The organism is Cupriavidus sp. R6-3 (assembly GCF_059772245.1).
The window spans coordinates 23,986-30,449 of record NZ_JCBAJO010000040.1 but is presented as its reverse complement, the minus strand read 5'-3'; the positions used below and the strand labels follow the sequence as shown (position 1 = coordinate 30,449).

The following is a 6,464-nucleotide window of genomic DNA, read 5'->3' as shown; positions in this document are numbered from 1 at the left end:
TGGGGCGGCGCCTTGACGATGCGCACCTTGCCTTCGCCCTCCGTGACCTCCAGCTCGGAGATGCCGGATTCGGCCACCAGGTCGATCAGCGTCTTCAGCTTGCGCAGGTCCATCTTCTATCCTCCTGAATCGGGTTGTCCGGCACCGCCGCGATGGCGGGGGCCCGGAGAAAATCGTTGCGGCCGGCAATCGCGCCGCCGCGCCGGGCACGCGAGGTAGCCGGCGAGGGCGCGCACACCGGCGCGCGCCATGGGTACTGTGTCTGTTTCTGTTCGACGCGGGGGTCAGGCCCCGGGTGGCGCCTGTTCCTGCCCGAGGGCGTAGTCCAGCGCTAGCAGGTAGCCCTGCCAACCCAGCCCGCAGATCACGCCGACCGCCAGATCGGAAAAATAGGACCGATGGCGGAAGCTCTCGCGGCGATGCACGTTCGACAGGTGGACTTCGACGAACGGTATCGACACGCCCGCCAGCGCGTCGCGCAACGCCACGCTGGTGTGCGTGTAGGCGGCGGGATTGATGATGATGAAATCCACACCCTGCTCGCGCGCGGCGTGGATGCGGTCGATCAACGCACCTTCATGGTTGGACTGGAAGGTCGCCAGCCCGATGCCTGCCGCGGCCGCACGCTGCGCCAGGGCGGCATCGATGTCGGCCAGCGTGGTCGTGCCATACGTCTGCGGCTCCCGCGTGCCCAGCAAATTCAGGTTCGGTCCATGGAGGACCAGCACCTGACGGTAGCGGGCGGCGCTAGGGCTTGGACGGATATCGGTCACGGCAGCTCGACCAGTTCTACGAAATTGCGCGGAGATTACCGTAGCTTAGAGGGATTTGTCTAGCACACGGTACAAGGCGGATCCGCGAATCCCGTCTTGCAGGGGCACTATGCATCGCATTTGACCGAGCCGGGCCTTGTCATCGCCCCGTGCTGCACCATTTCGCCACAATTGCGGACCGGTTCGCCGCAGAAGGCGGCAAAACCACGTTGGCGGCACCTGCGCGGCGGCGCGTGCGCCGTTATCCCTTTGGCAGCACGGCGCGCAGTTCGTCGGGCATCACGCGTCCCATCTTGCGCATCCGCACCACGCCATCGGGATCGATCACCACCGTATAGGGCAGGCCGCCTGCGGCATTGCCGAAGCTGCGGGTCAGTTCGGTACCGGCAAAGCCGGCCACCGCCAACGGGTAGGCGACCGGGACCTTCTGGACGAACTCGCGGATATTGCTGGCCGAATCGATGCCGATGCCGACAAATTCGACGCCGCGCGACTGGTATTCCTTGTGCAGGGCGGTCAGGTCGGGCATCTCTTCCACGCAGGGGCCGCACCACGGCGCCCAGAAGTTGACGACCACCGTCTTGCCGCGCAGCGCGTCCATCCGGATCGGCTTGCCGTCCGCATCCGGCAGCTCGGTGCGGTACAGCGCTTCGACCGCCTGGTCGCTGGCCGGCTGCGGCGAGAAGACCCGGTGGCCGACCGCGGCGCCGGCAATCGCGGCGGCGACGGCGATGGCCAGCCAGAACCACAGGCGGCCGCGACGAACCGGCTGCGGCGCGGAAGGTGGCGAAGACGGGGCGGAGGACGTGGACGGTTTCATGGGGCCTCTGGCAAGGAAGACGAAGAGATGGCGCCAGATGGGCGCCGGTTCTATTTATATGGTGTCGCCGTCGGGGGCCGGGTTGCCGGCCGCCGCCTCGTCCGCGGCGATCAGCGTGCGCAGCGCACCCTCGTCGATCCGCAGTGGCCGGCCGCCTGGCTCGCCGCGGGCGCCGCGTTCGTCGTTGGCGTCATACAGCGCAATATGGATGCCGACGGGCGCGCCCAGTTCGGCGCGGACCTCGCCGGCCAGCAGGCGCGCCTCGCGCTGCGCCGGCCACTGGCCGCGCCACAGGAAGCTTAGCGTCTCGACCTCGCCGCGGTTGGCGAAGTGGCGGGATTCGCTGGTCTCGAAGTCGACGCCGGCGTTCAGCAGGTGCAGCGCGACATCCTTGGGGCTGTCGCAGAAGCACTGCAGATGGATGTCGGAATGCTCGGTCGCGGTGCCGTTGAGCACCGCGCCGGCCAGATACGGGCGGAAGCCGGCCAGATCCTGCATCGCCAGCAGGGCCACGCGGCGCAGCAGCGCCAGGATGCGCGGCTGGCTGTCGGCATGGAACAGCGCCTGATAGGCGCGCACCTCGTCCTCGACCATCTCGTTGTCGGGCAGCCAGTCGCCCGCGATGCGCACGTCGCCGAGCAGCTGGCGGGCGGCCTTGCGCTTGGCGGTGGCGTAGTCGGCGCCATCCTCGGCGATCATCCGGGCGGCGGCTTGCGCGATCTCGTTGCGCAGGCGCGCCGGATCGATGGGGGTACGTCGTGACATCCCACGATGATACCCGCTGCCGCCGAGGCCCGGCTCGCACGGTACAATGCGGCACTGCGGCACGGTGCGGTCGCGCCGATGCCCGCGTCCCGCGCATCGCCGGCGGCGATCCTCGCGCCCCATCGATGCCCGCCCGATGCCCGCCGCCGGGCCGGCATCGGCCTTCGCCGCGGCTCGCGCCATCAACCCTCGCTTTCCATCCGGCTGTTCACCGATCCCCATGCATATTCATATCCTCGGTATCTGCGGCACCTTCATGGGCGGCCTCGCCGTGCTGGCCAAGCAGGCCGGCCATCGCGTCACCGGCTGCGACGCCAATGTCTATCCGCCGATGAGCACGCAGCTCGAGGCCCAGGGGATCGAGCTGATCGAGGGCTTCGATCCCGCCCAGCTGTCGCTGGAACCGGACCTGTTCGTGATCGGCAACGTGGTCTCGCGCGGCAACCCGCTGATGGAAGCCATCCTGGACCGCAACCTGCCCTATGTGTCCGGCCCCCAATGGCTGGGCGAGCATGTGCTGCGCGGCAAATGGGTGCTGGCGGTGGCCGGCACGCACGGCAAGACCACCACCACGTCGATGCTCGCCTGGATCCTGCAGGACGCCGGCTACGAGCCAGGCTTCCTGGTCGGCGGCGTGCCGCAGAACTTCGGCGTGTCGGCACGGGTGACGCCCTCGGACTTCTTCGTGATCGAAGCCGACGAGTACGACACCGCCTTCTTCGACAAGCGCAGCAAGTTCGTCCACTACCGGCCGCGCACCGCGATCCTGAACAACCTGGAGTTCGATCACGCCGACATCTTTCCCGATCTCGCCGCGATCGAGACCCAGTTCCACCATCTGGTGCGCACCGTGCCGCGCCAGGGCCGGCTGCTGGTCAATGGCCTCGAAGAGAGCCTGGCGCGCGTGCTCGAGCGCGGCTGCTGGAGCGAGGTCGAGCAGTTCGGCACCGGAGACTGGCGCGCCAGCGATGCGGCGCAGGCCGCAGGTGCCGGCGCCGAGCTGGACGCCTTCGATGTCTGGCACGGCGAGACCGTGGTCGGCCGCGTGCAATGGACGCTGCAGGGCGTGCACAACCGCATGAACGCGCTGGCCGCGATCGCCGCCGCCCGCCATGTCGGCGTGCCGCCCGCCCAGGCGATCGATTCGCTGGGCCGCTTCGCCAACGTCAAGCGCCGCATGGAAGTGCGCGGGGTGGCCGGCGGCGTCACCGTCTACGACGACTTCGCCCACCATCCGACCGCGATCCAGACCACGCTGGACGGCCTGCGCCGGCGCGTCGGCGCGGCGCGCATCCTGGCGGTGCTGGAGCCGCGCTCCAATACGATGAAGCTCGGCGTGATGAAGGCGCAGCTGCCCGCCAGCCTCGAACTGGCCGATCTGGTATTCGGCTATGGCGCCCCCAGCGGCAAGGACGCGCTGGGCTGGGACCTGACCGAGGCGCTGGCGCCGCTGGGCGAGCGCGCCGGCGCCTTCGACAATCTGGACGCGCTGGTCGCCGCGGTACGCGCCGCGGCGCGGCCGGGCGACCATGTTCTGGTGATGAGCAACGGCGGCTTCGGCGGCGTCCATCAGAAGCTGCTGGACGCGCTGGCGGCGCCCGCCAAGGGCTGAACGGAGCGGCGCCCATGCTGTTGTATCTGCACGGATTCCGTTCGTCGCCGCGCTCGTTCAAGGCGCAACTGGTGCAGCAGCGCCTGCGCGAGCGCGGGCTGGGCCGCTACTACGCCTGTCCGATGCTCGACGTGTCGCCGGCCCGCGCGATCGAGCAGGCCGAGGCCGCGATCGCCGCGGCGCGCCTGTCGGCCCCGAGCGATCGGCCTCTGGCCATCGTCGGCTCGTCGCTCGGCGGCTACTACGCGCGCTGGCTCGGCGAGCGGCACGGCTGCCCCACCGTGCTGCTCAACCCGGCCGTGCATCCTTGGACCGATCTCGAGCGCCATCTCGGCGAGCAGCCGCTGTGGCATGGCGGCGGCTCGGTCAAGGTCGAGCGCCATCATCTGCAGGAACTGCTGGATCTGCGCGTCGACACGCTGCGACACCCGGAGCGCTTCTATCTGCTGGCCGCGACCGGCGACGAGGTGCTGGATTACCGCGAGATGGTGGCGTCCTGCCAGGGGGCGCGCATCCGCGTGATCGAGGGAAGCGACCACGGCATCAGCGAGTTCGCCGACTATGTCGACGAGGTGCTGGACTTCTGCGGCTACGGCAATGCCGACAACGCCGAGACCGCCGGGGAAACTCGCGAAACCGGGCAAGCCGGGACATCCGGCGAGGAGACGGACAACAAGGACGGTGGCAATGCCTGACGCCTGCGCGGCGCGCGTGCGCCGCTGTGCCTGGAGCGGGCATCTGCCGTTCGACGCGGCGCTGGGCGCCAACCTGCGGCGCTGGATCACCGGCGAAGGCTCGCTGACCGCGCGGCTGATCACCGCCTCGTCGCGCTTTCGCGTCAGCAAGCTGTCGCAGCGGATGGAGCGGCCGCTGGCCGACGAGTGGCACACGCTCCGGCTGGGCGCGCCGCTGCCCGTGATCGCGCGCGACGTGCTGCTGGTCTGCGACAACACCCCGGCCGTGTTCGGCCACACCATCGTCCATCCGCGCCATGCGCGCCGCGACTGGCCCTTCCTCGGCGGACTGGGCGACCGGCCGCTGGGCGGCGCGCTGTTCGTCGATCCGCGCGTGCGCCGCGACCCCTTCGAATTCGCCCGCCTGCTGCCGCATCATCCGCTGGCGCAGCGGCTGCGCCGCGCGCTGCCCGAATTCGGCGAGGAGCTGGCGGGAATCATGCTGCCGGCGCGGCGCTCGGTGTTCCGCCGCGGCGCGGGCGTGATGCTGGTGACCGAGGTATTCCTGCCCGACCTCGCCACGCGCCCGGCGCCGCGCACCGCGACCGGCATGCCGGTGCCGATGCGTCCGCCGCGATAGGGGAGAGCGACCCGACAGACGCGATGGATGCGATGGACGCGATGGACGCGATGGATGCGATGGATGCGATGGATGCGATGGACGCGTCGGAGGTGATGGACGCGACCGATGCGACCGATGCAATCGATGCCGACGGCGCCGCGGCCGACGACGCGCGGACCCGCCCCAACCCAAACAAAAAAACGATAACGACAGCCAACCCCACTACCACGAGAACTCAACGATGAAACTTCAGGGACGGATTGCCATCGTCACCGGCGCCGCCGCCGGTATCGGCTTTGCGACCGCGCGGCGCTTCGCCGCCGAGGGCGCCATCGTGATCCTGTGCGACGTCAACGCCGAGCGCGTCCAGCAGGCCGCCGCGCAGCTGGCCGCCGGCGGCGCCACCGTCCGCGCGCACCGGGTCGACGTCACGCAGCGCGATCAGGTCGACGCGATGGTCGCGGCGACGCTGACCGAGTACGGCCAGATCGACATCCTGGTCAACAACGCCGGCATCACCAAGGACGCCCGCCTGGTCAAGATGACCGAGGCCCAGTTCGACGCGGTGATCGACGTCAACCTGAAGGGCGTGTTCCATTGCGCGCAGGCCGTCGCCGGCCCGATGATCGAGCGCGGCCGCGGCGTGATCCTGAACGCCTCCAGCGTGGTCGGCCTGTACGGCAATTTCGGCCAGACCAACTACGCCGCGAGCAAGTTTGGCGTGGTCGGCTTCACCAAGACCTGGGCGCGCGAGCTCGGGCCCAAGGGCGTGCGCGTCAACGCGGTGTGCCCGGGTTTCGTCGCCACCGAGATCCTGCAGACGGTGCCGGACAAGGTGCTCGACGGCATGAAGCAGGCCTGCTGGCTGGGCCGGCTGGCCGAGCCGGACGAGATCGCCAGCATCTACGCCTTCCTGGCCAGCGACGACGCCAGCTATATCAACGGCACCGCGATCGAGGCCAGCGGCGGCATGTCGATCTGAGGGCGCGCTTCCGGACACACTCCCGGACGCGCTTCCGCACGCGCCTCCGGACGCGTTTCCGGACGCGTTTCCGGACGCGTTTCCGGACGCGTTTCCGGTCGCGCGTCCGGACGGCTCCCGGGCAGGCTTTCCGGCGCGTTCGCGGGCACGTTTCCCGGCACGCTTGCCGGCACGCCGCGGCGCCGGGCACCCGCCGCCGCCGGACACGTTTTATTG

General features: G+C 69.7%; 9 protein-coding genes. 5 read left to right on the top strand and 4 right to left on the bottom strand.

The genetic code is table 11. The features are described 5' to 3' along the window. The 4 genes from AC6EI8_RS09865 to AC6EI8_RS09850 form a co-directional block, all read right to left on the bottom strand. Positions 1 to 113 (bottom strand): DUF8684 domain-containing protein (locus tag AC6EI8_RS09865; RefSeq protein WP_498381835.1); only part of this gene is annotated, 113 nt, incomplete at its 3' end. 171 nt (positions 114 to 284) lie between these two features. Continuing rightward, a complete protein-coding gene (gene aroQ / locus AC6EI8_RS09860) occupies positions 285 to 764 on the bottom strand; it encodes a type II 3-dehydroquinate dehydratase (protein WP_226107648.1) in 480 nt (159 codons plus the stop codon). A 250-nt stretch (positions 765 to 1,014) separates the two neighbouring features. After that, complete coding sequence (locus AC6EI8_RS09855; RefSeq protein WP_498381833.1) at positions 1,015 to 1,593, bottom strand: TlpA family protein disulfide reductase; 579 nt, start codon at positions 1,591 to 1,593, stop codon at positions 1,015 to 1,017. A gap of 54 nt (positions 1,594 to 1,647) precedes the next feature. Beyond that, positions 1,648 to 2,358 carry a UDP-N-acetylmuramate--alanine ligase gene (locus AC6EI8_RS09850; protein WP_149316615.1) on the bottom strand — a complete coding sequence of 237 codons (711 nt, stop codon included), beginning with the start codon at positions 2,356 to 2,358 and terminating at the stop codon, positions 1,648 to 1,650. A gap of 220 nt (positions 2,359 to 2,578) precedes the next feature. On the opposite strand from AC6EI8_RS09850, the gene mpl reads away from it, so the two are divergent. From mpl to fabG, 5 genes are read left to right on the top strand one after another with little or no spacing between them, the layout of a single operon-like run. Then, positions 2,579 to 3,970, top strand: a complete 1,392-nt coding sequence (mpl, locus tag AC6EI8_RS09845; RefSeq protein ID WP_149316616.1) for a UDP-N-acetylmuramate:L-alanyl-gamma-D-glutamyl-meso-diaminopimelate ligase — start codon at positions 2,579 to 2,581, stop codon at positions 3,968 to 3,970. Positions 3,971 to 3,984: 14 nt separating this feature from the next. After that, positions 3,985 to 4,665, top strand: coding sequence for a YqiA/YcfP family alpha/beta fold hydrolase (locus tag AC6EI8_RS09840; RefSeq protein ID WP_498381832.1), 681 nt, complete (start codon positions 3,985 to 3,987; stop codon positions 4,663 to 4,665). Then, positions 4,658 to 5,284, top strand: coding sequence for a chorismate--pyruvate lyase family protein (locus tag AC6EI8_RS09835; RefSeq protein WP_498381831.1), 627 nt, complete (start codon positions 4,658 to 4,660; stop codon positions 5,282 to 5,284). Before AC6EI8_RS09840 ends, AC6EI8_RS09835 begins: the two co-directional genes overlap by 8 nt. A gap of 23 nt (positions 5,285 to 5,307) precedes the next feature. After that, entirely contained in the window at positions 5,308 to 5,511 is a 204-nt protein-coding gene (locus AC6EI8_RS09830; RefSeq protein ID WP_498381830.1) for a hypothetical protein, read from the top strand. Then, positions 5,508 to 6,248, top strand: coding sequence for a 3-oxoacyl-ACP reductase FabG (fabG, locus tag AC6EI8_RS09825; RefSeq protein ID WP_498381829.1), 741 nt, complete (start codon positions 5,508 to 5,510; stop codon positions 6,246 to 6,248). Before AC6EI8_RS09830 ends, fabG begins: the two co-directional genes overlap by 4 nt. Positions 6,249 to 6,464 lie beyond the last annotated feature (216 nt).